Origin of the sequence: Chitinophaga caeni (assembly GCF_002557795.1) — a bacterium.
GTDB classification, from domain to species: domain Bacteria; phylum Bacteroidota; class Bacteroidia; order Chitinophagales; family Chitinophagaceae; genus Chitinophaga; species Chitinophaga caeni.
On the sequence record NZ_CP023777.1, the window covers coordinates 5,145,961 to 5,165,838 of the forward strand.

The 19,878-nt window shown below is 43.1% G+C and carries 16 protein-coding genes and 3 tRNA genes; 11 read left to right on the forward strand and 8 right to left on the reverse strand.

What is annotated here, in order from left to right; genetic code table 11:
- The first annotated feature begins 1 nt into the window (after nucleotide 1).
- On the forward strand, nucleotides 2–985 hold the full coding sequence (locus tag COR50_RS21605) for a YpdA family putative bacillithiol disulfide reductase (RefSeq protein ID WP_098195930.1): 984 nt from the start codon (nucleotides 2–4) through the stop codon (nucleotides 983–985).
- 154 nt (nucleotides 986–1,139) lie between these two features.
- On the opposite strand, the gene murB is transcribed toward COR50_RS21605, so the two are convergent.
- Entirely contained in the window at nucleotides 1,140–2,159 is a 1,020-nt protein-coding gene (gene murB, locus COR50_RS21610) for a UDP-N-acetylmuramate dehydrogenase (RefSeq protein ID WP_098195931.1), read from the reverse strand.
- Nucleotides 2,160–2,212: 53 nt separating this feature from the next.
- Between murB and COR50_RS21615 the strand changes: the two genes are divergently transcribed.
- Nucleotides 2,213–2,869, forward strand: coding sequence for an NAD(P)H-binding protein (locus COR50_RS21615; protein ID WP_098195932.1), 657 nt, complete (start codon nucleotides 2,213–2,215; stop codon nucleotides 2,867–2,869).
- A 71-nt stretch (nucleotides 2,870–2,940) separates the two neighbouring features.
- Nucleotides 2,941–4,938, forward strand: coding sequence for a DUF3857 domain-containing protein (locus tag COR50_RS21620; RefSeq protein WP_157761053.1), 1,998 nt, complete (start codon nucleotides 2,941–2,943; stop codon nucleotides 4,936–4,938).
- A 1-nt stretch (nucleotide 4,939) separates the two neighbouring features.
- On the opposite strand, the gene priA is transcribed toward COR50_RS21620, so the two are convergent.
- From priA to COR50_RS21635, 3 genes are all read right to left on the reverse strand, one after another.
- Nucleotides 4,940–7,384, reverse strand: a complete 2,445-nt coding sequence (gene priA, locus COR50_RS21625) for a replication restart helicase PriA (RefSeq protein WP_098196359.1) — start codon at nucleotides 7,382–7,384, stop codon at nucleotides 4,940–4,942.
- A gap of 11 nt (nucleotides 7,385–7,395) precedes the next feature.
- On the reverse strand, nucleotides 7,396–8,163 hold the full coding sequence (locus COR50_RS21630; RefSeq protein ID WP_098195934.1) for a lysophospholipid acyltransferase family protein: 768 nt from the start codon (nucleotides 8,161–8,163) through the stop codon (nucleotides 7,396–7,398).
- Nucleotides 8,164–8,240: 77 nt separating this feature from the next.
- Nucleotides 8,241–8,648: a DUF4258 domain-containing protein gene (locus tag COR50_RS21635; RefSeq protein WP_098195935.1), complete on the reverse strand. Its 408-nt coding sequence runs from the start codon at nucleotides 8,646–8,648 to the stop codon at nucleotides 8,241–8,243.
- A gap of 70 nt (nucleotides 8,649–8,718) precedes the next feature.
- Here COR50_RS21635 and mtaB point away from each other — a divergent pair, with 70 nt between their 5' ends.
- The 4 genes from mtaB (at nucleotide 8,719) to COR50_RS21655 (ending at nucleotide 10,607) form a co-directional block, all read left to right on the forward strand.
- Nucleotides 8,719–9,996 carry a tRNA (N(6)-L-threonylcarbamoyladenosine(37)-C(2))-methylthiotransferase MtaB gene (mtaB, locus tag COR50_RS21640; RefSeq protein WP_098195936.1) on the forward strand — a complete coding sequence of 426 codons (1,278 nt, stop codon included), beginning with the start codon at nucleotides 8,719–8,721 and terminating at the stop codon, nucleotides 9,994–9,996.
- Nucleotides 9,997–10,200: 204 nt separating this feature from the next.
- Nucleotides 10,201–10,275, forward strand: a tRNA-Val gene (locus COR50_RS21645).
- A 28-nt stretch (nucleotides 10,276–10,303) separates the two neighbouring features.
- A tRNA-Val gene (locus COR50_RS21650) sits at nucleotides 10,304–10,378 on the forward strand.
- Nucleotides 10,379–10,532: 154 nt separating this feature from the next.
- Nucleotides 10,533–10,607, forward strand: a tRNA-Val gene (locus COR50_RS21655).
- 378 nt (nucleotides 10,608–10,985) lie between these two features.
- Here COR50_RS21655 and COR50_RS21660 read toward each other — a convergent pair.
- Nucleotides 10,986–11,960 carry a hypothetical protein gene (locus tag COR50_RS21660; RefSeq protein WP_098195937.1) on the reverse strand — a complete coding sequence of 325 codons (975 nt, stop codon included), beginning with the start codon at nucleotides 11,958–11,960 and terminating at the stop codon, nucleotides 10,986–10,988.
- 538 nt (nucleotides 11,961–12,498) lie between these two features.
- Between COR50_RS21660 and COR50_RS21665 the strand changes: the two genes are divergently transcribed.
- Nucleotides 12,499–12,894: a hypothetical protein gene (locus COR50_RS21665; RefSeq protein ID WP_198405733.1), complete on the forward strand. Its 396-nt coding sequence runs from the start codon at nucleotides 12,499–12,501 to the stop codon at nucleotides 12,892–12,894.
- 685 nt (nucleotides 12,895–13,579) lie between these two features.
- Here the strand turns inward: COR50_RS21665 and COR50_RS21670 are convergent.
- Both COR50_RS21670 and COR50_RS21675 read right to left on the reverse strand, forming a co-directional pair.
- On the reverse strand, nucleotides 13,580–14,146 hold the full coding sequence (locus tag COR50_RS21670; RefSeq protein WP_098195938.1) for a DeoR family transcriptional regulator: 567 nt from the start codon (nucleotides 14,144–14,146) through the stop codon (nucleotides 13,580–13,582).
- A 257-nt stretch (nucleotides 14,147–14,403) separates the two neighbouring features.
- Entirely contained in the window at nucleotides 14,404–16,566 is a 2,163-nt protein-coding gene (locus COR50_RS21675; protein ID WP_098195939.1) for a cation:proton antiporter, read from the reverse strand.
- 187 nt (nucleotides 16,567–16,753) lie between these two features.
- Between COR50_RS21675 and COR50_RS21680 the strand changes: the two genes are divergently transcribed.
- Nucleotides 16,754–17,062 (forward strand): ATP-dependent Clp protease adaptor ClpS, encoded by a 309-nt coding sequence (locus COR50_RS21680; RefSeq protein ID WP_098195940.1) that lies wholly within the window; start codon nucleotides 16,754–16,756, stop codon nucleotides 17,060–17,062.
- 13 nt (nucleotides 17,063–17,075) lie between these two features.
- On the forward strand, nucleotides 17,076–17,729 hold the full coding sequence (aat, locus tag COR50_RS21685) for a leucyl/phenylalanyl-tRNA--protein transferase (RefSeq protein WP_098195941.1): 654 nt from the start codon (nucleotides 17,076–17,078) through the stop codon (nucleotides 17,727–17,729).
- 401 nt (nucleotides 17,730–18,130) lie between these two features.
- Here aat and COR50_RS21690 read toward each other — a convergent pair whose 3' ends face one another.
- The gene (locus COR50_RS21690; RefSeq protein WP_098195942.1) at nucleotides 18,131–19,072 is read right to left on the reverse strand and encodes a hypothetical protein; all 942 of its coding nucleotides are present in this window, start codon (nucleotides 19,070–19,072) and stop codon (nucleotides 18,131–18,133) included.
- A 142-nt stretch (nucleotides 19,073–19,214) separates the two neighbouring features.
- On the opposite strand from COR50_RS21690, the gene COR50_RS21695 reads away from it, so the two are divergent.
- A complete protein-coding gene (locus tag COR50_RS21695; protein ID WP_098195943.1) occupies nucleotides 19,215–19,874 on the forward strand; it encodes a metal-dependent transcriptional regulator in 660 nt (219 codons plus the stop codon).
- The last annotated feature ends 4 nt before the right edge of the window (nucleotides 19,875–19,878 follow it).

Below are 19,878 nucleotides of genomic sequence, written 5' to 3' on the forward strand. Positions count from 1 at the left end.
TATGAAAGAAGGAAGAATTGATTTATTGATAATCGGGGGCGGCCCCATTGGTTTGGCATGTGCTTTAGAAGCACAGAAAGCAGGATTAAGCTACCTCGTGGTTGAAAAAGGTTGCCTGGTCAACTCCCTGTACCGGTACCCGCTTAATATGACTTTTTTCTCCACTTCGGAAAGATTGGAGATCGGCGGCATTCCCTTTGTTTCTAATAACGCAAAACCGACAAGGGCCGAATCATTGGAATATTACCGCCGTGTAGCCGATTCTGCCAAGATCCGGATGAAATTGTTCGAAGAAGTGACGGCGATCATCCCCGCGGACGGGTACTATACCGTGCAGACAAGCAAAACACATTATGAAGCCGAAAATATAGTTATCGCAACAGGATTTTACGACATTCCGAACTTGATGAATGTACCGGGCGAAGATTTACCCAAAGTAACGCATTACTACCGTGACCCACATTACTACGCCGGTCAAAAGGTAGTCGTTGTAGGCGCCAATAATTCAGCCGTAGATGCCGCCTTGGAAACATATAGAAAAGGGGCGGAAGTAACGATGGTTATCCGGGAAGGCAATATTGGTAAACGAGTAAAATACTGGGTAAAACCCGATATAGAGAACCGGGTAGAAGAAGGAAGCATCAAAGCTTTTTTCTATTCAACAATCCATGCCATCCATGATCATAGCGTTGACATCAAAACACCTGATGGAATCGTGTCAATTGATAATGACTTCGTCATTGCCGCGACGGGGTATCAACCCAATTTCAGTTTCTTGGAAAAAGTAGGTATTGCATTATCCAAGGATTGGAAGCGGTATCCGGCATATAACGAGAAAACGATGGAAACCAATTTACAAGGTATATACCTAGCGGGGGTTGTTTGCGGGGGGATGGATACCCATGTTTGGTTTATAGAAAATTCTAGGGAGCATGCAAAGAAGATCGTGCATCATATTCAAAATAAAAATAGTTACACCTTCTAATTTTTTTTAACAAAATGCTTAAATATTAAATTATTATTACTATCTTGTTAGCCCTTACTATTTTATCAACCTGTTTAGAGTAATCAATTTAAGTTTACAACCCACGTTATAATACTGCATCATACACCAGCCCACCCCACTAAGGGGCGAGATGTTATATGATATTCACCTCGCGTTCCAGTGCAACGCCGAATTTTGCTTGAACGCTTTCCAAGATAGCAGTAGACAAGTCAAATATTTCTTGTCCTTTGGCATGACCGTAGTTCACCAAAACCAGGGCCTGCTTGGCATGAACGCCGGCATCCCCATTACGGTAACCTTTCCAGCCACATTGTTCGATCAACCACCCGGCAGCTAATTTGACACGATCACCAGGTAATGGATAACCTACGATACCCGGAAAATCGATTTGTAATGATGCGAATACCTTTGCCGGTATTTCGGGATTCTTAAAGAAACTCCCAGCGTTACCGATCTCGGCAGGATTTGGCAATTTCGAGGAACGGATATTGATAACGGCCTGGCTGATTGCCTGGATACTCAAATCTTCAACCCCCATCGCTTCCAATTCTTGTTCTATAGCGCCGTAACTGGTATTAAACCGCGGTTGCTTGCGGAGTTTATAAGTCACATCCAAGATCACGAACCGGTTCTTCAGCGCCTTTTTAAAAACGCTTTCACGGTAACCGAATTCACAGGATTTATTATCAAAAGTATGGATACTCAGATCTTCAAGCTGCAAAGCTGTGAGCTCGTAAAAACTATCTTTTATCTCGACGCCGTAAGCGCCGATATTTTGCATGGGACTTGCGCCGACGTTACCGGGTATCAAGGAAAGATTTTCTAGCCCAGCCCAATTGTTTTGCACACAATGCAAGATAAACTGGTGCCAAACTTCCCCTGCGCCGCATTTTATATATACAAAATCCTTATCCTCACCCGATATCTCTAGTCCCTTAATTTCATTTTTCATTACCAGCCCGGCCACATCCTTGGTCAGCAACATGTTACTTCCCCCTCCTAAAATCAACTTTGGTAAACCTTTCCATGATTTCCCCTCCAGTAGTTCCTGTAACTCTACCGCGTTGCGAAAGCTACTGAAATATTGAGCCGTAGCCTCAATGCCGAAGGTGTTGTAGGGTAATAATGAAACTTGTTCTTGAACTTGTATCATGGTTGCGTATAAAAAACTATCTTTAATAATTGAACAAAGATAAATAAAATCGCATGCGAACTGCCTTAATTATAGGGGCTAGCGGCTTATGTGGTAAAAAGTTGACCCAGCTGCTGCTTTCAGATACGTACTTTGATCAAGTGAAGGTTTTCGTGCGAACTTCCCTGCCTATCAATCATCCTAAACTCGTACAAGTGTTAACTGATTTTGATAACCTTCCTACGATATCAGCGGAATTGAAAGGCGAAGCGCTATTCTGTTGTATCGGTACCACGATCAAAAAAGCCGGCACCCGGGAAGCCTTTGCGAAAGTGGACCTTGACATCCCTGTAAATTTTGGATCCCTGGCGAAACAAGCCGCAGTTCCTCAAATGCTTGTTATTTCTGCCATAGGCGCCAACGCCGGTTCCAGTAATTTCTACCTGCGCACGAAAGGCAAGATGGAAAAGGCATTGGAAGCATTGGATTTCGAGTCGCTGCATATTTTCAGGCCATCTTTGATTGACGGTGAAAGATCTGAACGAAGATTGGCCGAAAAGATTTCGATGATGTTAATGAGGGCAATGAATCCCTTACTTTTAGACGGCCTCCGCAAATATAGAAGTATCTCACCCGGAACGATTGTCCAATCAATGCTAGGTGCTTCTTTGCAACAGTCGAAAGGCTTGCATATATATGAATATAATGATATGGTACAGCCGTCCAGGTAATCTGGTGCTTTTTTTGCTGATTTATTTACCATATTTGCTGATATAAACACACCCAATCAATGGTAAAAGTTATGAGAATTAGACGATTATTAATGATTATCGGAGTATGCTTGATGGGTCACCTGGTTACTAATGCGCAAATCAATACCCAGATTCCTGGTACATGGAGCGTGAATCCCAGCCCCTACGTGGTTACCGATCCCGGTTTAGTACAAACGGATGTCACCATACTGGATTATAGCGTAGCCCGTAATTTCTATGAAGCTACCACGAGGTCGGAGCCGGATCTTTCACAGGTGCTTTATATACATAAACACATCCGTCTCAATACGCAAAAGGCAGTCGATAGCTTAGCTAATTACATGATTCCAAAGATTCCGAATGCCGATCCATATTTCATGGAAGCTAGGGTTATTCATCCTAACGGGAAATTCGAGATGGTAAAAGGATACCTAAGAACGGTTAAACTTAGCAAGGATGAAGAGGCCTGGGTCATGCGCCCCGAAAACCTAGAAGTAGGTTGTGAAATTGAATACGATTTCGGTTTATTAATTTATAATCAATATTCCGGCGTAGATTATTTCCAGGAAAATAGCCCCGTGCTGAAAGCGAACTTTAAACTAATTGCTCCCAATACTTTTACTTTCGACGTGAAGGGATTAAATGGTTTCGGTGATATCTCCCCTATCGCCGGCACGAAGCTTCTTACGGCAGAAGCCAGCAGTAGCAATATCCCCGCTATATCCAACAGCATTTACATGTTCCCCAAACCGAACATGCAGGCTGTAGCTTATGCCATGTCATCTTTTGTCAATCAAACTTATAATAAGAAAGAGAAAGTAACCTATACCTGGCAAGATTTTGGCGAATCGGAATTCATCACTTACAATAACATTAGCCGTACGGAGTTCAATAACTTGCAAAAGAATATGGAACGCTGGGCCTTCCTAAAACAACAAAAAGCTTTACCCTTATTAATATACCAGGTGGAGCATTACCTCAAAAGCATTATCAAGTACGAACCGGCTGAAAATATCCAGCAACTGGAAGACTTAAGTTACATTCTCCGGAACCGCGAAGCCAACGATGTAGGCTTGGTAAGGCTATTTTCAGCGGTATATTACATGCTCGGAATCCGCACGGAGTTATTATTGACTTCCCCAAGGGATGAATTGCAGATCGATTCAACAATGTGTAGTTTCGATAGGGCTAAAAAACCTTTGCTGTATTTCCCGGAAATAGATCTATGCATGGCGCCCACCGAATATGAATACCATTTCCCAAATATTCCCCCACTCTGGGCAAATACTACTGCCTTGCATTGTTGGGATGTTAAGGATGGCGACCAGTCCGAAGTAAAAACTGCGTTTATGCAAGTACCTGCAAAGGATTATGCAGGCAACGGCAGCCGCACGGTGAGCAACATTCGATTGACCGCTTCCATGGACTCCTTGCTCATCAATTCGTCCCAAACAATCAACGGTTTACCCGATGTAAGCGTAAAGACGATGTTTAAAGCGCTGAACGCGAATCAATATAGGGATAAAGCAGCCCAATTATTGCCGGTGGCGGAAAAAGACATCCATATTAAAGCACTTAGCTATAGCAATACCGACTGGTCACCAACCGAGATAGAAGCGCCTACAAATATCAAGGGTACCTACACCAATGCTTCTTTATTAACGAAAACTAATAACGGGATCGAGATTAGGCTGGGCGGACTTAATCCTACTATCGTGAGTGCAAATAACACATTACCGCCGCGGGATAAAGGCCTTGATATTTTGTATCCATTCTTCCAAGAAAGTAAAATCACTATCGAAATACCGGCTGGTTATACATTAGCCAATCCCAAATATTACGATAAAGAATTTACGGTAAAAGATGGGGCAAAAGAAGTAGCCGGTTTTAAATCCATGGTGATGGTGGACGGGAACAATCTTACTTATTATATCACGCAATGGTACGGGGCAACACATTACGAGCTGGGCGTATTTGACCAGTTACACAATATGCTAGGTCAGCTTTTGCAATTGAAAGAAAGTCCAATAGTATTAAAACGTAAATAACCTAGATACAATCTACATCCGGGATGATAATAACCGAGCGGAAAGCTTTTTCCGTCGTTAACTGGATAAAGAATTCGCGCAGCATATATTTTGCCTGCGCGATTTTTTTTGAATCGCGGGGCAACTTTATCATCAGCTCCTGTAAATAATAATTCCTAACCCTGTCCACGATCGGCGCCGATGGCCCGATAACCTGTGTTCCGAATTTCGGTACCAGCCAATTACCTAAAACCTGTGCCGCCTGCGCAACCGTTTTCTCCTGCTTATGCTTCAATGTTATTTTGAGCAAACGGCAAAACGGCGGGTAGTTGAATTGCTCGCGCTCCGCGATTTCATTGACATACATAGCATTGTAATCATGGTCAGCCACATATTGCAATACCGGGTGTTTCGTATTATTAGCCTGGATAATTACCTTACCTAGTCCGTCCCTTCTACCCGCGCGGCCACTCACTTGCTCCATCAGTTGAAACGCCCTTTCATTTACCCTGAAATCCGGGTAACTCAGCAAGCTGTCGGCACTCAAAATCCCAACTAAGTTTACATTTTCAAAGTCCAGGCCTTTCACGACCATTTGCGTACCTACTAAAATATCAATTTCCCTTTGTTCAAGCATCTGGATCATCTTGTTATGGGAGTCCTTAGTACGTACAGAATCCACATCCATGCGGGCAATTCTCGCTTCCGGGAAAAGATGTTGTAAATCATCTTCCACCTTTTCGGTACCGAAGCTTTTCGGGATCAATGTTTGGCTGCCGCAAGCTTCGCAAGTATATAAGTAGGGGTACCTTGTACCGCAGTAATGGCAATGCAGTTTATCTTGGTTCCTGTGGTAAGTTAATGATACGTCACATTGATGGCAATGCGGAATCCAGCCGCAGGTAGTACACAAGAGAAAGGGTGCAAAGCCACGCCTGTTTTGGAACAGGATGACCTGTTTCTGTTGTTGCAACGCTTCTTCCATCGCTGAGAGCAACTGTTGGGAGAAGTTGCCTTTCATCGTTTTCAAGGCCGCTTCCTGTTTCAAATCCGCCACTTCGATTGCGGGCATCTCGATACCGCCGAAACGTTCCATCAATTTCACCAGACCGAATTTACCCTGGCTGGCATTGAAGTAAGTTTCCATGCTGGGCGTCGCGGAGCCCAGCAGCACCTTTGCACCGAACAAACCCGCATAATAAATGGCCGCATCCCTCGCATGGTAGCGCGGTGCAGGATCCTGTTGCTTGTAAGAACTATCATGCTCTTCATCCAGGACAATAAGACCCAGGTCTTTAAATGGTAATAATAAGCTAGAACGGGCCCCCAGGACGATTTGAATCTCCCCGGATTTCACCTTGTTCCAAATTTCAACCCTTTCGTTATTGTTAAAGCGGGAATGGTAAATCCCGATCTTTCCTGCAAAATGTTTTTTCAACCGGCGGATGATCTGCGCTGTCAACGCGATTTCCGGTAAAAGGTATAAGACCTGCTGCCCCTTATTGATACAATCTTCTATTAATTTTACGTATACCTGTGTCTTACCGCTGGACGTAACGCCGTGCAACAAGGTAACGGCTTTAGTTTCGAAACATCCGCGTACGCTTGCCAGGGCATTTTCTTGAGAAGGACTCAAGTTAAAATCTATCGTGGCTTCCGTTTTGCCTAAGGGGATGCGATCCACCGTTCTTTTTTCGATCCAGAGTATTCCCTTATCAACCAAGCCTTTCAACTGCGCGGCAGATGCGCCAGATTTTTTCAACAACTCCGCCTGCAAAACACTGCCTTGCGTTTTAACGAAGTGCAGGTAGGCCAATAATAATTCCAGTTGTTTAGGTGCGCGGCCCAATTCATCGAATAATGCGGACAGGCGTTCTTCCTGCTGGTAGTCCGGGCTAAGTTGCACATAATTCTCTTTCTTTTCCCGGTAAGCTTCCTTCAGCGTTTCATACACCAACAGGATGTTCTTTTCCAGCAGGCGTTTGATCACGCTATATACTTCTACTTTATCCAAAATCTGCTGTACTTCCTCGATACTGAGTTCTTTACGGATCTGCAAAGCTTCCGCGATCATAAACTCATCATCATCCAGTAATGCAGAATCGTAAGTATGGTCATCGTTATATAAGAGGATCGTTTCACTCGACAATTTTAAATGCGCGGGCAAAGCAGCGTTGAGCACCTCGCCTTCGGTGCACATGTAATACGAAGCGATCCATTCCCAAAACTTAATTTGATTCGGAAATACAACGGGGTCCTTATCGAGTATATCTAATATAGGCTTAGTTTGATAAGCCTTCGGAGCTTGTTCGTGGATGGTTTTAACAATGGCAGCATATTTCTTTTGTCGCCCGAGCTGCACCGCCACGCGGCTGCCGGGTTGTAAAAGAGGCACCATCTTATCGGGGATGGAATATGTATAATTCCTGGGCAGCGCCAGGGGTAAGATTACATCTGCAAACTTCATATCAATACTTATCAAACCGTCTGCAAGGCGGGATACTCATGGTATTCACGCATCGCAGCATCCATGATTTCGTAAGTTTTTTGTTTCAAGGCCGGTAAATCTTCGATCGTCAATCCTTCAACGGGGATCTCCGGCAAGAATACTACGCGGCATTTGCCCGGCGCCAGGGAAGTGAGGTTAACCTTCTTCAACCTGAATTTACTATCTACATACACCACCGGTTTAATCGGGGTTTGGGTTTCGATAGCGATTTTAAAAGCGCCGTTATGGAAAGTACCCAAGGGGTTATCTGATTTATTAAATGTTCCTTCCGGGAATATCAATACGGATACCCCTTCTTTCAACATGGCAATCATTTCCCTAACACTTTTCGCGCGGCCAACTGCCGTTTTGCGATCTACAGCCACCACCGAAGCCTTATAAATAATCCCGAAAAAGGGTACTTTAACTAATTCTACTTTACCGAGCGGGCGAAAGGGCAAACGCATTACCTTAACGGCAATCGCTGCATCCAGGTAAGAACTGTGATTCACCACGTAAATACAAGGCTCTTTCTTACGGGGCGCTTTATAAATGCGGCTTACCCAAATGCCGATTAATGGAAACCAAGCATGCGCCCAAAATCTCAAGAAATAAAACACGATGTTGCCACCTTTAACCCTACCGAAAATTAATGTGGCCAAGATAATAGGTGGTAAGATCAGGAACATGATGCCCAAGAACGTAATGATCGCATAAATCGTGTAAATAACCTGGATAGGCTTGAGGATGGTACGCATAAATCAGCTCGACAATTATCTCTAAAAACGCGAAAATTAAGTATAAGTAAGCGGATTACCTAAAAATATTATTCAAACTATTGGCAATCGCAAGTCCAGTCTTTTTCCAAATCTATACAGGTAATCACTTTAATTACCTGCCCACAATTCGCGAAAACAATCCGTAAATGTTGACCATCATCAGAATAGCCTTCCTTGGCAATTGTAGGGCAAGGTTTATCACCGGGATCCGACTTAGCACGGTTCACTTTACCTTCCCGGTATATCTCTGCCACTTCCTCTTCCGAAACATGGCGGCATTCCATGCGGCAACGGGCATGCTTCGTATAATAAAAATAAGGATGCTCCTTAGAATAAGGAGTGGCTGGCCCTTGCTGCTGTGCTGCCGGCTTGCTCCCGGCTAACTTGTCCTTTCCGATTACGAAAAAGGCCGCTACCGCCACGAGCGGCACCCAGATAACTTTCCTAAGATTCTTTGATAACATATTACGAACTAAATTAACACAAAAATAGGAACCTTCAACTAAGCTAAAAAGTTGCTACCTTTGCGAGCTTATGGCACAGGCAAAATCAGTAGCATTTCATACCCTCGGCTGCAAGCTGAACTTCTCGGAAACCTCCACCCTTGGCAGGCTATTCGAGAATGACGGTTTCAAAAAGAAAGAATTTGAGGATGAGGCCGACGTTTATGTGATCAATACTTGTTCTGTTACAGACAATGCAGACAAGGAATGCCGGCAGCTCGTTCGCCGCATCCAACGTCGCGCACCGGGAAGTATGGTCGTGATCACGGGCTGTTATGCACAGTTGAAACCGCAGGAAATTGCCGGGATCGAAGGTGTGGACCTCGTATTAGGCGCCGCCGAAAAGTTCAATATCGTGGATCATATTAAAAATTTCACGAAGGGCGATAGCGCGCAAATCTGCTCCTGCGATATTGAAGATGTCAATACTTTCCATGCTTCTTACTCGGTAAATGATCGTACCCGGACGTTCCTCAAGGTGCAGGATGGTTGCGATTATAACTGTGCTTTTTGCACGATACCGATGGCACGCGGCATCAGCCGTAGCGACAGCATCGCCAACGTCCTTGAAAATGTAAAAGAATTGGCAGCCGGCGGGGTAAAAGAAATCGTGCTGACCGGGGTTAACCTGGGAGACTTCGGCAAGGGCTTCGAAGGCGGCAAGCGCAGGGAAGAAAGCTTCTATGAACTGGTGCAGGCATTGGAAAATGTAGCCGGTATCGAACGGTACCGCATCTCTTCCATCGAGCCGAACCTTTTATCTGATGAAATCATTGAATTCGTGGCCAGGAGCCGCAAGTTCATGCCGCATTTCCATATCCCTTTACAAAGTGGGAATAACGAGATATTAGGCCTGATGCGCCGCCGCTACCGCCGGGAACTTTATACAGAGAAAGTGCATAAGATCAAATCCTTAATGCCGCATTGTTGTATAGGGGTAGATGTCATCGTTGGATTCCCCAGCGAAAGCGATGCACATTTCCAGGATACCTATGATTTCTTGCACGGCTTAGATATTTCATACTTACACGTATTTACTTACAGCGAAAGGGCGAATACGGCAGCCCTGGATATTAACCCGGTTGTACCGCAACAAGTCCGCCAGGAAAGGAACAAGATGTTACGGAACCTGAGTTTTAAGAAGATGCAATATTTCACGGGGCAACATACCGGGGAAACCCGCAGCGTGCTGTTTGAATCACATGCCAAAAACGGGATGATGGAAGGCTATACCGATAATTATATCAAGGTCAGCACCCCTTTCCGTGAAGAATGGGTGAATCAAATCGTAGATTGGGAATTAAGGTAATACTTAAGCTACGGGCTATGAGGGAACAATAAATTAACTTTTTACCCTCCCTGTAGAAATTAATGCTGACAAGGATTTTCAAGCAATTGAGAACCAACTGTTTCAATGAAAATCAAAAAAATATTTGGCAGAGAAAAAATAATTTTTACCTTTGCAATCCCAACGAACGAAAAGCGATCGAAATACACTGGGGAAGTAAGTTTAGGGAGTTTAGCTCAGCTGGTTCAGAGCATCTGCCTTACAAGCAGAGGGTCGATGGTTCGAATCCGTCAACTCCCACTTTTTTTCTGATTTTATATTTCCCTAAGGGAGTTTAGCTCAGCTGGTTCAGAGCATCTGCCTTACAAGCAGAGGGTCGATGGTTCGAATCCGTCAACTCCCACGAAGCCTCGGTAATGCCGGGGCTTTTCAATAAGTTCTTAAGCCGGATGTGGATCATTGCGTATTAAAATACTTATGCACATTTGTTCTTCAAAAGCTTTTAATAATTACATTTGCACACCCGGTAATCCCTAACAGGATTGCAGTCAGCACAAGGGAGTTTAGCTCAGCTGGTTCAGAGCATCTGCCTTACAAGCAGAGGGTCGATGGTTCGAATCCGTCAACTCCCACTGATTATCAATCATTTAGAAGGTCGCCACTGGCGGCCTTTATAAATTTGCTAGTGCCTTCGGAAATCTTGAAACAAAGAGCTTTTACAGTGCAAATTTACAGCAAATTGCACGATCACAATTCCCCTTTATTATCTTCTATTTTGGCGGTAAGTTGCATATCGATGTCTTTGAAATAGGAGGATGGAAGCTATGCTGTCTTTTCTGCTTTCGTGGATAGGTCTGTGGTGGCACTATCCGAAAGCCCCTGTGCATGCAAAGATGGTGTACCGGCACAGACAAAATAGCAGCAACGTACATACGCTTACAACAAGCTTCAATTTTTTTGATAAGGGCTTCAAAGGTTTTCTTTTAGGTTAATTTTAAGGCAATAGGATTTTATTGTTTTTGGTTCTCCAGTTTTTCAATGCGCAAATTCAGTTTCTCAATGATTTTATTTTGGTTGTTGACGATCTCTTTCAAATCAGCTATTTTTTTATCTTCCTCCATCAAGTATAAGGTCAGCTCCTCGATCTTTTTCATTTGAGCTTTCTGCATTGAACCAAGGTCGAGTCCCTCCTTGTCAATGTTTTTTGCTGAAGGCAGTTCCGGGAGGTGTTTGTGTTCATGAACATAAGCCATCACCTCTTTTAGCGGCAACAGGCTATAAGCGGTATCGAAGACGTAATCCGGCCAACCTGTGATAGTCACCTTTACCTGCTTAGCTGTAACTGTACCATTGACTGCTAACTCGGATTGCGGATTTTCGGTGCCAATGCCTACTTTGCCACTGGTATAGAAGTTGCCATTAAAATAGGATTTCTGTCGGCCTCCATCTGTGACAAACCCTTGGACTATATTAGATAGATTAATTGTCCTTGCAGCAAAACCACTGGGGATTCCATCGTTATCTCCAGGTGAGCTATTAATAAATTGCCAATCAACAGGCGTCCAACCGCTCAACTGAATATTATTTTCTATATAGCAGGTAATATGGCTGGTATCTGGGCTTTGATTCCGGACATAAACTTCTATTGCAGCGCCCTCATAAGATCCCGCTTCTACTATACGTAATTTCACAAACGATACTTGATTGTAGAAACTGTTGTTTAATATGTTTATTACAGGTTTATCTCCGAAATGTATGTATCCCAAAAATTCCAGCGTTCCGTGGGTATGATCGGATACATCTTTCAGAATAAACCTGGCGGCAGCTCTGCTTCCCCCTGAACCACCTTGAATAAGAGGTCCGTTAATAGCGATCCTGTACCAGCCTGATTGGGTGATGGTGGCAGTATTGGTTTGCGCATAAAGTGAAGATATTGACAGAGCGCTTAAAAAAAGAATATAAACAAAAATGGATTTCCATTTCATAAAGATTAGTATATACGTAGCAGTTAATAATTACAAAAAGTTAGGCAGTACATACCCTCCCCGTTTGTAGGAAAAGAGTTTTATTTAAATTAAATGATATGCTATTTAGAAAAAGATGAGAAGCGATTGGTCGTTACTGTTATATCTATCCTGGCTGACAAGTATAAAACGGCCATCAAATTCCTGCTTCAATAAATTAGCTAGAGAAAAAATCCTGCCCAACGTCAACAGGCAGCGAAGAAATGAATTGAACCAACAAGGTCTTTTCTGATAGGGTTCAGGCCGCCTTGGGAGCGGAGAATAGTATAGGTCGTTCATGAAATAGGGCGCATCAGCTTTAGGTTATGGTTAAAGATATCACTGATGATCTTTTAAAGATAATCAACTTTTTTTTTTCTAGCAATAGGATTTAAAATTATTTAACGGGTTTCTTCTGTTTTTAGAGCGTTCGGGCTACCGTGTAGAAGCAAAGGATAAGAGCAGTTCGAAGCTCACTGCTTTCAGGAGAAATATTCATTTCCCTGAACTTTTGTTTGATATGGGGTTGAACGGGCACAAAGAGGAACGTTTTTTAATAAAAGTGGAAAGCCAAGATCAGGGGATAGCCTATGAGCCTGTCATCATTGATATAAGCGGCTGTGGATTTTTCTTTCCTTTTCCCGTTCCTTCCGATGGCGTATTGTGCAGCATGAAGGTTGCGGCCATGTTGTCCCGTTCCAAAGGCTGGGATTTTTATGATCTGATGTTTTTACTGTCGCAGTCTAAACCTGATTATGAATTCCTGGCAGCACGTTCCGGTATTCGCAATCTGCAACAGCTTAAAAAGATGGATCTGAAAGTAAAACAATGGGATTTCGAACATTTGTTGTTCAACAAAGCGAACAGCGAAAAAATCCTTCGGTTTGGCACTTTCGTAAATGCACTAAGTGAATAGCTGAGGACATCATAATACACATCTCATAAGCCATGGTAGCCAGGATTTACCTATCCGATGATATTGCCCAATTTGATTAGGATCTTTGATGGTTTAATACGAAAATTATAAGTCGGAGGCAAAAACCCGGCTATAAATTGTGCCGGTTATTACACGTCAATTATAATAACAAGACACTATGTTTTTTTCTGTTTTTGCTATTCTTGCCTTTGCCTCAATTTTTCCTTCTCGATTTGTCAAGTTTGTATAATCGTTCCAATTCTTTTTTGATCCTGGTATTTTTATCAATGAAATCTTTTTCAAAATCTGAAAAACAGAACGGATCGATGTCGTCTGCCGCTCCTTCTGCTCTTCGTTGAATTTGCTTGAGACTGTTTACAGGGTTCCCCCAATACGTGGGGTCGATAAACGATTAAATTTCTGCAATCATCAATGTAAGTGTTACAAAGGCACAGCCTGCGATCCGGTGAAGCTAACAGATCGCACTACATTACGCTTGTAAAGTTTATCGTTCCCAACTACCGAGGCATACCCGGTAATTGACATCCAATCAAATAACCATCAAATAAAATAAACTGATTATCAATTACTTAGTATATAATAAGCCACAAACTAAATAACCATCAAATAAGATTATGCCCATACAGGAATATATTTGGGGTATTTTCTCGATTTATTCTGCGGATCAAGAGTTTTTTTGGAGCTTCGAAAGCATATAATCTGTGAGGAAGTAGCCACCTGTTTTTTGACTGCCCTTGAACTCAACCAGTGGCCTAATTTTCTGCATGTCTCTTTTTACGGTTACTTCAGATACTTTGAACATCTCCGTCAGTTCGCTTATCCGAAGTCCCGGATGATCTTGTAGTTGCAGTATTATTTGTACTAGGCGTTTTTTTACAGCATCATTTACAGTATCATTTACAGTATCATCAGTTATAATAGTTTTTCCGACAGGCAGAGGAATAAGGGTTTTAAATGTTCCGCCTTCTATAAACACTGCTTTACCTTTACCCGCATACTCCTTTGTTAAACGGTTGGCGGGATCATCTTCCACAGCAGCAATATCAAACACAAAAACATCATCAATTTTAGGGCTGGTTCCCCAGTCATCCAGTATCCGGTCAATAATTTCGTTCCTGATAATAACAATTGGTTTTGCAGACTTTCGGCTGGTTCCGCGTGTTTTCCCGCGTGAAAACAAAATACTCTCTTCCTCCACTGTCCGCCATCTCAGCGCTGCAATATCCAGCATATTGATAAAATAACTGAAATTATAATTTTTTAGCCTTACAAGCAGAGGGTCGATGGTTCGAATCCGTCAACTCCCACTTCAAATAGCCGGTCACTCAAGATGACCGGCTATTTTTTTAATAACTTCTTTACGTTCTTTTCGCTTCGTTCAACGATCACCCGTTAACGCCGTAAATTGCTATATACATTTTAAATGCACCGGCAAAAAGGTGGCCCCGGAACCGGGATCACCTTTTTCACTAAATACATACTGTTCAACTAATCTTCGTCTTGCTTTGGCTGTTTGAAAATCCTTTTCACCACTTTACCCAGCTTGTTCAAGTTTTCGATTTGTTCTTGGATCGGGGCCAAGGTTAAATCTTCCTGCATCAATCCCGGCTCACTGAACTTCACTTCCGTCTGTTCCGGGTAAATTAAGATCACGTTATTCTCCTTGAAATGCCTGGAAAGCTTCGAGGGCATGCTGTCTAAAAACGGTTGATATGATAAGGTACCTTTCCTGGCGGAAACAATTACCAACAGGTCATTACTAGAAATTTTACGCGATAATATTAAGAAATCTTCGATGTCGTCCAGCGAATTAAACTGGATATCGATGCTGTTATTTTTTTTGGATGAAAGGAGATCTTCTATCGCTGACTTCGTTCTGATGCTGCTGTAAACCTGCAATTTTGCCCCGGCTTGCTTGGTCAATAAAATCATTTTGCCCAGGTAATGCGCGAACCCGATTTCGTATTCCGCGTTCCTGGGAATTACCAGTACCAGGTTCTTCGTCGTATTTAAGGGATGTTGGAAATTACAAACATAAATCGTATCCCAAACACTGGAAAGTACATTATCGAGCGTGGTTCCGAAGATGTTTCCGAGGAAGCGTTCCGTGGTACTGGTTTTATCAGTAAATCCTAATACAACATCGGAAACCATGAGCTCCTTCGCTGCCCTAGAAATTCCATCTGAAATATTCAGATCGACACGGGTTACGACCTTGATATCATTTTCGGTAGCGGCGGCATGTATCACCGCTTTTTCCATCATCCGGTTACTCAGCAAAATTTTCTCCTTGGCTTCCGCATCATCTTGCACCACTACCAAGGGATAAACCGGGTTCTCCGAGTTCGGATCTTTAATCATGAAAACGAAGTCTAACATGGTTTCCAACTTCTCGGGATGTGCCGCGGGAACCAATATTTTCTCCGGCCCGGTTTCGATGATGGGTTTCTTCTCCGCTTCCTCGATTGCCAGTTTACGACCGGCATTCTGCGTTATAAATGAACCAACCATACTCGTGATAAGTACCACGATGATCGTGCCGTTCAGCATACTCTCGTTGATGACACCCATGTTAAAACCGATCAAGGCTACGGCAATCGTTGCTGCTACCCTTGCAGAAGTTAAACCGTAAATTACTTTCCGCTGGTTAGGGGAATATTTATACAACAATTGCGTGATCCAAGCGGCGAACCATTTACTAAATAATGCAATCACGGTTAATATTCCAGCTAAGATCAAAGCTTCTGTACCTTTCAACAACACTTTTAAATCTACCAACATACCAACGCTAATCAGGAAAAACGGGATAAAAAGTGCATTACCCACGAACTCCAGTCGATTCATCAGGGGTGATGTATGCGGGATCAGCCTGTTTAGCGAAAGTCCTGCCAAGAAAGCGCCGATAATGCTTTCTACACCGGCTAATTCAGCAAGGAAAGCAGCCAGGAACACCAATGCCAATACGAAAACAAAGTGCGTGGTTTTGTCATCCTTAATTTTCTTGAAAAACCACCTGCCGATATAAGGGAATCCCCACATGATTATCACGGTAAAGATGGTCAATGATATACCGAGGCGAGTCCAAAACGCGGCATTGAGGTTTCCCGCTTCGGCGCCGGTGATAATGGCTAAAATCAATAGCACGGCGGTATCTGTAATGATTGTTCCGCCAACGGCAATGGTAACCGCTTCGTTCTTGGTAATGCCCATCCTACTAGCGATAGGATAAGCGACCAAGGTATGCGTTGCCATCATACTGGCCACCAACATGGAAGCCAGGAAATTGAGCTGTAAAACGTATGCGCTGACCGCATAGCCTAAGCCCATCGGGATCAAAAATGTGAATAACCCGAACACGAGGCTACGGTTCTTGTTCTTCAAGAACTCCGCCATATCAAGCTCCAAGCCTGCCAAAAACATGATGTAAAGCAATCCTGCTTTCCCAAACAAATCAATACTTCCCTTCTCGATCACATTAAACCCGTGATCACCGATTAACATCCCCGCCAAGATCAGCCCGATAATACTGGGTATCCTGAATTTCCGTAAGATGATAGGCGCCAAGAGGATAATGAACAACACCAATGAAAAGATGGGTATCGGGTCTTTCAAAGGCAAACTAAAATCTAATAATAATACCAATCCTTTCATATAACCTTAATTTACGTTCTTTTCGTCAAAACCGGGTGAATAAAATGAGCGGTAAACCGTTGATTTACAGTTTAACGACACAATAATTCATGTTGCCCAGGCTGTAAGATCGTAATTTCCTGCCAAATTAAGCGCTTTCAAAAAGCCGTTAATTTGATTAAATTTGCATGAAACAACGATTGTTATCATGGCTTATCAGACTGAGACGGAAAGGTCAACCCAAACCTGGGAAGATGTGCTGGTTGCAGAAGACGAGCAACTTCCGTACAATTTAATAGTTTGGAACGACGAGGTGAATACTTTCGACTGGGTCATTCAGTCCCTGGTTGAAGTATGCAACCACTCTCCCGAACAAGCCGAACAATGCGCCCTCATTATTCACTTTAACGGTAAATACGCGGTAAAATCAGGTGAAATAAGGGAATTAAAACCCATGTGTGAAGCCCTTTTAGACAGGGGATTGAGCGCAACAATAGAAGAAACCGTCGGTTCCTAACCTACTCCATATCGTGCCGATTTTTCAATTACAACATGATAATTTTGATTTTCCCCCGGTATCTCTAGCGGAGCCGGATGGCTTACTGGCCATTGGTGGAGATTTACGTGCAGAAAGACTATTAAATGCATACTGCCACGGGATATTCCCCTGGTTTTCGGAAAAACCGATCTTATGGTGGAGCCCCGACCCCAGGTTCGTCTTATTTCCAGATGAACTCAAAATATCGAAATCAATGAGGCAGGTGTTGAAAAAAACACCTTTCACGATTACGGTTAACAAGGCTTTTAAAGATGTGATCAGGCATTGTAAAACGAGTCCCAGGGCGGGGCAAGACGGAACTTGGATTACAAGCGAGATGGAAAGGGCTTATACCGAACTGCATCAAATGGGCTTCGCCGTATCAGTTGAGGCTTGGCAAGATGAGGTACTAGTAGGCGGCTTGTATGGTATCAGGATGGGGGGATGCTTCTTCGGGGAATCGATGTTTGCAAAAGTTAGTAATGCTTCGAAAGCTGCTTTTATTAGCTTCGTACAATCTGATCCCCAGCTAAAAATAATTGATTGCCAAGTTCATACTGAACACCTCGAATCTTTGGGAGCGAGGTTTATATCCAGGGATCAATTCTTGAGTATTACCAGGGAAAATATGGATATTTTTCAATGATGCCGTTCAGCATGCGGAAACCGGCACCTTAGATTTAATACAATTTTAGAGTATATATGCAGTTTCGTTTTTCTGTTACATTAATTTACGCTCCTTAATTTGCGCGTTTACTTTTATCAGCCCGTCAACATTTTAACGTCCTTTGTTTCCCCAAAGAAAATTACAAAGAAAGGGGCCATTATGGCCACCAATTCGATCGCCCGATCCAGCTTCTGTACTACTGTGTTACCAGGCATCCGCTCTCTATTGCTTATCTAACTTGTTGAATGGTTTTTTAGGAAATTCCGGTGAAACTCTACTTTATTTAACTTGAAATGATTTCGAACGCTAGAGGATTCCAAGCCCGGACTCCCTCCATGAGCAACGTTCTACCCGAATCATCATGCTCATTCAAACTGGTTCTACTTCGTCTTTTTAACCTGCACCTTTTTCTTGGTATAGGTGCCTGAAAACGAGCATTTAATTCCACGGTAAGCGCCGCATCCACTTTCTTCCAAGGACACCTTGTTACCACTAAACTTAAACTCTACACTGCAAGCAGAGCTTTTATCTTTATAATGGCCATTGGTGGCGGTAGTAAACCTTCCGGCGCCATCCATTTCAGCGATGCAGGCGCCTTTTTCTTTATCGAGGTGAATAAAAAACAGGAAATCATGCGGCGTGTCGCCATCACGGATGCTCACGATATTATTTTCACCCAGCACATAATCGCCTGATAATTTGTGTTTTTGAGGTAATGTATCGATCGGGTTAAAATATTGACCGGATGCAACCGGCGTGTTGGAGTTTGTTAGAACGAGGATAAACTCCCCTTGCGAAGAAACATCAAAAAATTCTTCTTTTATATTATCTGATCCATCTTTGGCAGTTTCCCTGGTGGAGATCTTTATATTGTAGCGCCTATCTAATGAAAAGTTTACATTTTGATTAGCACTTGATTTGCCCACGAGAATCTTATTGATAAAAGCGCCCTCCTTATCGTACAAACATAAGTACACTTCCCGGGTTGCGGCTGCTTCCTTCTTAACGAGGAAATAGTCAATGGCCGATTCCTTGAAATACTTCATTGGAAAATAATGGGCTTTCTGCTTGTTCCCCTTATCATTCAATAAAGAATCCAAATGAAACTGGGTGACCACCTTGGTCTTAAACGCTAGCGAATCCGGCAGATTTACAGCTACGCTGTCTACAGCCAAGGTAAACGGGGCCTGTCCTTTGGGAAATAGTTCGCGGAAAGCGGGATAGGTCAATGGAGCATTTTCGTCGTTTGCCGAGGCATCCTTCTTCGATTTACAAGCGCTTGCTAACAAGATGATAGCCAATAACCAGGTTAATTTATTCATACATATACGTATATGGATGGAAAATTACACAAATCTTATCGATGTTGTACCCTTTGTTATGAAATATTCATATAAAAGATGAATGGATGTTGTATATCATCAAAATATTATTTAGCTTTATCTAAAATTTAATTTAGATAGCATGAATTTAACGGTTGCTGAAGAAAATTATATCAAGTCTATATATAAGTTACAGGACGGTGAACAACCCGTTGCCACTAATTCAATTGCCTATGAGCTGGATACCAAACCGGCTTCAGTTACCGATATGGCCAAAAAGCTCAAAGAAAAAGGCTATATCGAATATGAAAAATATCAGGGTATCCTCCTGACGGCTACCGGGAGAAGCATCGCCCTCCAGATAGTGCGGCGGCACCGTCTTTGGGAGTGTTTCCTGGTGGATAAATTGGGATTTAGCTGGGAAGAAGTACATGAAATTGCCGAGGATCTCGAACATGTGCGCAGTGAAAAACTGACGAACCGTTTGAGTGAGTTCCTGGGCAATCCTTCCACGGATCCCCATGGAGACCCGATTCCCGATGCAGATGGCAATATCGACGCATCGATCGTTTCCATCTCGCTGGATCAGGCCCAAGCTAAACGGCTGGAAGTTATGGGTGTCACGGACCAATCTACGGCCTTGCTTGAATTTCTCAATACCAAGGGGATCAAGTTGGGTACCCAGATGGAAGTGATCGAGCGTTATGAATTTGACAACTCCGTAGAAATCAAAATAAAGAACCAACCGGCATTAACCTTGAGCGAGCAAGTTTCTAAAAACATCCTCGTTAGACCGATTTAATTGA

Excerpts from the sequence above, each read along its gene's own strand:
- COR50_RS21605 (WP_098195930.1), top strand. The coding sequence starts at position 2 with ATGAAAGAAGGAAGAATTGATTTATTGATAATCGGGGGCGGCCCCATT.
- murB (WP_098195931.1), bottom strand. The coding sequence starts at position 2,159 with ATGATACAAGTTCAAGAACAAGTTTCATTATTACCCTACAACACCTTC.
- COR50_RS21615 (WP_098195932.1), top strand. The coding sequence starts at position 2,213 with ATGCGAACTGCCTTAATTATAGGGGCTAGCGGCTTATGTGGTAAAAAG.
- COR50_RS21620 (WP_157761053.1), top strand. The coding sequence starts at position 2,941 with ATGAGAATTAGACGATTATTAATGATTATCGGAGTATGCTTGATGGGT.
- priA (WP_098196359.1), bottom strand. The coding sequence starts at position 7,384 with ATGAAGTTTGCAGATGTAATCTTACCCCTGGCGCTGCCCAGGAATTAT.
- COR50_RS21630 (WP_098195934.1), bottom strand. The coding sequence starts at position 8,163 with ATGCGTACCATCCTCAAGCCTATCCAGGTTATTTACACGATTTATGCG.
- COR50_RS21635 (WP_098195935.1), bottom strand. The coding sequence starts at position 8,648 with ATGTTATCAAAGAATCTTAGGAAAGTTATCTGGGTGCCGCTCGTGGCG.
- mtaB (WP_098195936.1), top strand. The coding sequence starts at position 8,719 with ATGGCACAGGCAAAATCAGTAGCATTTCATACCCTCGGCTGCAAGCTG.
- COR50_RS21660 (WP_098195937.1), bottom strand. The coding sequence starts at position 11,960 with ATGAAATGGAAATCCATTTTTGTTTATATTCTTTTTTTAAGCGCTCTG.
- COR50_RS21665 (WP_198405733.1), top strand. The coding sequence starts at position 12,499 with ATGGGGTTGAACGGGCACAAAGAGGAACGTTTTTTAATAAAAGTGGAA.
- COR50_RS21670 (WP_098195938.1), bottom strand. The coding sequence starts at position 14,146 with ATGCTGGATATTGCAGCGCTGAGATGGCGGACAGTGGAGGAAGAGAGT.
- COR50_RS21675 (WP_098195939.1), bottom strand. The coding sequence starts at position 16,566 with ATGAAAGGATTGGTATTATTATTAGATTTTAGTTTGCCTTTGAAAGAC.
- COR50_RS21680 (WP_098195940.1), top strand. The coding sequence starts at position 16,754 with ATGGCTTATCAGACTGAGACGGAAAGGTCAACCCAAACCTGGGAAGAT.
- COR50_RS21690 (WP_098195942.1), bottom strand. The coding sequence starts at position 19,072 with ATGAATAAATTAACCTGGTTATTGGCTATCATCTTGTTAGCAAGCGCT.
- COR50_RS21695 (WP_098195943.1), top strand. The coding sequence starts at position 19,215 with ATGAATTTAACGGTTGCTGAAGAAAATTATATCAAGTCTATATATAAG.